Source organism: Spirosoma oryzae (assembly GCF_003002825.1).
GTDB classification, from domain to species: Bacteria; Bacteroidota; Bacteroidia; order Cytophagales; family Spirosomataceae; genus Spirosoma; species Spirosoma oryzae.
The window spans coordinates 1-3,876 of record NZ_PVTE01000064.1; the positions used below are offsets into that span (position 1 = coordinate 1).

General features: G+C 51.8%; 3 protein-coding genes. All 3 read left to right on the top strand.

From position 1 onward, the window contains the following. Nucleotides 1–1,454: autotransporter outer membrane beta-barrel domain-containing protein (locus CLV58_RS28595; RefSeq protein ID WP_483881775.1), on the top strand; the 1,454-nt coding region annotated here is incomplete at its 5' end. A 369-nt stretch (nt 1,455–1,823) separates the two neighbouring features. Beyond that, nucleotides 1,824–2,636: a hypothetical protein gene (locus CLV58_RS27800; protein WP_106141109.1), complete on the top strand. Its 813-nt coding sequence runs from the start codon at nt 1,824–1,826 to the stop codon at nt 2,634–2,636. A 200-nt stretch (nt 2,637–2,836) separates the two neighbouring features. After that, nucleotides 2,837–3,876: Ig-like domain-containing protein (locus CLV58_RS27805; protein WP_245882495.1), on the top strand; the 1,040-nt coding region annotated here is incomplete at its 3' end.

The following is a 3,876-nucleotide window of genomic DNA, read 5'->3' on the forward strand; positions in this document are numbered from 1 at the left end:
GGGACGGCACGGGCTGGGTCAGCAAGAAAAGCGGTGCCCAGCTAGGGGCCGACAATGGGCTAACGGTGGGCTACAACAGCACGGGCAATGTGGGCCTGGGCGGTACGCTCAGCAAGAATACGGAGGTGGCGACGGCCGGAAAGACACTGGGCTTCAGTGGATTGGGTTTTGTGGGCGTAGGTACTATATCCCCCAGAAGCAAACTGGCCTTATCCAATGACGGTGGTGGCAATCTGGGGGCCGATGACATCAGCATTTACAGTTATGGCAGCAGTGTAGCGCCCAGTGTGGTACAAATGAGTTCGGGAGGTACTGAAGCGGCTCCGGCCAATATTGCTAACGGTACGTCGATTGGCTACCTGGGTTTTGGCGGCCGGTGGAACAACGTTTGGAATTATAATACGTCTAATATTAAAGCTAACTACAAGGGTGATGGTACCACGACCTTATCGGACTTAGTTTTCGCAACGACCAGCACCAACAGAATGCTCATTGACGAGAACGGAAATGTGGGAATCGGCACAATGGCCCCTTCGGCGAAACTGGACTTGCAGGGCAATCAATACATTAATGCAGCTGTGACTTTAGCAGCCTCTAAAAATGCAATTGATATCAACGTTGGGCAGGACTCATACGCTTACGGAAACAGAACGGAAAATTTCGGCATCAACATGAAATCTAATGTAAATCTGCCAAGTGCGGGCCAGATTGCAAGAATAAATTTCGGAGATGTCAGCACGGGTGGTCTTGCAGGAGTAAAATATCTTTCTTTCAGCGTTGGTAAGACGCTCAATGAGTTGATGTATCTCACCGATTCTAATAGCGGTATGGTGGGAATTGGCACAACCTCACCGGGCGTGAAACTGGAAGTTAACAATGGTACCACGGCGGGAGCCATCAAGATTGTGGATGGAACCCAGGGGGCTAATAAAATCCTGACCAGCGATGCCAACGGGGTGGGAACCTGGCAGACTCCGGCAGATATAAACATACCCGCACCGGCAGTCTTTAGTCTGCAATCAGACATTTTTAATTTTTTGAATGGCGTAAGCGCAGGGAGTAGCCAATCCGTACCGATGGCTCAAATCGCCAACAACACTAATGGCAACGTAACCTTCAACTCGGGAACAAATACCGTTAGTCTGAAGCCTGGTGTGTACCAGATGACGTTTGTGTATGAAGGTAACCATAATGCGACGGGATGCGACCTTTCGTCTTATATCGTGGATTTTCCTACGGGTACCGGTAGTACTACAAAGCGAATTCACTCAACGGCGGCACACAACCAAGGGGGGCTGTCCAATCATGGCGGAACCATATCATTTACAACCGTGATAACCGGCACTGGCTATGATTGGCAAATCAGGCTTGGCCGTGGGCAATCCGGAAACTGCACAGGTACAGGTAATACGCTAGGCGCTGGTTCTACACAACTAACAGTCCTCCGCTATTAATCTTTCGATCGCCAGAATGATGGTAGCTACGACAATGGTTTGCTGATCACTTACTGAAGCTGAAGGCGAGTGAATGCTCGCTCTCAGCTTCAGTAAGTGATGATGTTCCATTTCACAAGTGAATAATCTGGAGTAGGCGGGCAAAGCAGTATCAGCAGACCCGGAAATGATTGACGTACGGGTTGCTTTTTCTGTGCATGACTTGAGATGATTGTCTCGTAGCGGCCCTTTTCTTTCCGACATAGACTGCGCTCTGTTGATCATGAAACGGCTCATCCCGCTCTCCAGAACGGATATATCTGCCTACCGACGGAAATACACTGTCGCCTTGCAGGTAGTTTTTTTTGCATAAACCAACTTATTAAAAACATGAAAATCAATTGTTTATTGTTCACTCTGACTACATTGACTTGGTTCTCGACGGCAAAAGCGCAGGTCAAGATCGGGGCCAATCCGGCTTCTATCGGCGCAACCAGTAATCTGGAAGTGGAAGCTGCGAATGGCAACAAGACAATTATTCAGAAAGACAATGGCAACGTAGGTATTGGCACAACCTCACCGGGTGCGAAGCTGGAAGTTAATAATGGTACCACGGCGGGCGCTGTAAAGCTGGTGGATGGTACGCAGGGGATTGGAAAAGTGCTAACCAGCGATGCCAATGGGGTAGGTACGTGGCAATCAATAGGGAGTACTGTAGTATATAAAGTAGCGGCTACCCAACCCGTTGACGTAATCGGTTCAGTCGATAGTCTTGATCTGGGCCTTTCGAAAACGATAACGATTCCCGCCGGTAGAAATGCCGTTATAACCGTGTTCACCAACGTTCCGGCAGGCTTGGACAGCGTTGTATCGCTCAACCAGATTCCCAATGCCTATATCGGTACACGGCTTAAGCGGAATGGAATCGATACGGAAGAAGGTTCCCGCAAATTCACATTAGCAGCGTTCGGCAATTCGGCATCTACCATCGTGCCTATGAGTCATGTCGTAGGACAATTTACCGAGACAATCGTAGCAGCAAACACGGATCAGCTTATTACGTACAAGACCCAGGGCTATGTAGAGCAATGGAGCATCAGCAATGGCTATACGCCCACTTACCGGTTCAATATGTGGGCTGCCAGCGGTGATAATTTCGATTGGGGGCGGGCAACGATGGTTATCAACGTCACCTATTACTAGGTCGGTCGCTTTGACTAAAACTGCCCGGATGTAGGGCTGCAATGGTCAAGCTAATCCGCCAATGTTCTGTATGATTCTCGTCTACTTCGGTAGCCCTGATTTACCCATATGCTTATTCCCGGCATGTACCGATAGTCAATACCTTATCGAGTTAAATTTTTCTGTCCTACCATGTATGCAATAAACCACCATATCCCCTCATGAAGCGAACTCTCTACTTAGCTACCCTGCTTTGGTGCTGGGCGCTACTGGTTCAGGCACAAAGCCAGATAAACAGCACCGTACAGGTCCACCCCGGTGGTCATATGGGTGTTTATGGCAACCTGAACTTCAACTCCGGCTACGTCGTAACGCCCCGTAGTGCACCGGGCGACAATATTTATTTTACCACTGGTGCCACACATACCGGTGCGTCGGATGCATCACACGTCAACGGGTATGCCGAAGAAGCGGGTAATGCTGCGTTTACTTTCCCCATCGGGGACGGTACGTCGTATCGGTGGGCAAGTATTGCGTCGGCGAGTACGGCGGTCAACTACCGGGCGGCTTATTTTTCGGGCGATCCCGGATCGGCTAGCCTGCCTACGGGTAGCCCCTTCGCTACCTCGTCGCGGGGGACCGGGGTCGAGACTGTCAGCACGGTCGAATACTGGGATATCGATGGCAGCGCATCAGCGTCCATCACGCTGAGCTGGAATACCGCTAGTAACCTGACTACGTTGACTGGGGGAAGTCCAAGTCGGCTGGTCATCGTCGGTTGGAATGGTAGCCAATGGGTAAACTTGGGGCAGGCCGGCGGTGTGTCGGGTACGTTGGTAGGAACCGGCTCGGTCACCGCCACGAATATCACACCGAATACGTATACAGCATACACGTTCGGCAGCCTGTCTTTGCCGACAGTCGCTATTAATTCACCCGCTAATAGTGGTACGGCGACGACCTCACCCACGGTCTCGGGCACGGCCACGCCCAACAGTACCGTCACGCTGACGGGTCCTAACAACACCACCCTGTGTACGACCACAGCCAGCGCGTCGGGGGCTTACTCATGTAACGTCACGGTAGCAGCGGGACCTACCAGCATTACGGCCGTTGCCTGTAATACGGTCGGCTGTTCGTCGCCGGCCGTGAGCAGCTTTACGGCAGTCGGTCCGGCCAGCCTGACGGTGGCCCAGCCTCAGCCGGGTCCGACCACGCAGCCCATCTCGGGCACGGCCACGCCGGGCAGCACGGTGACCAT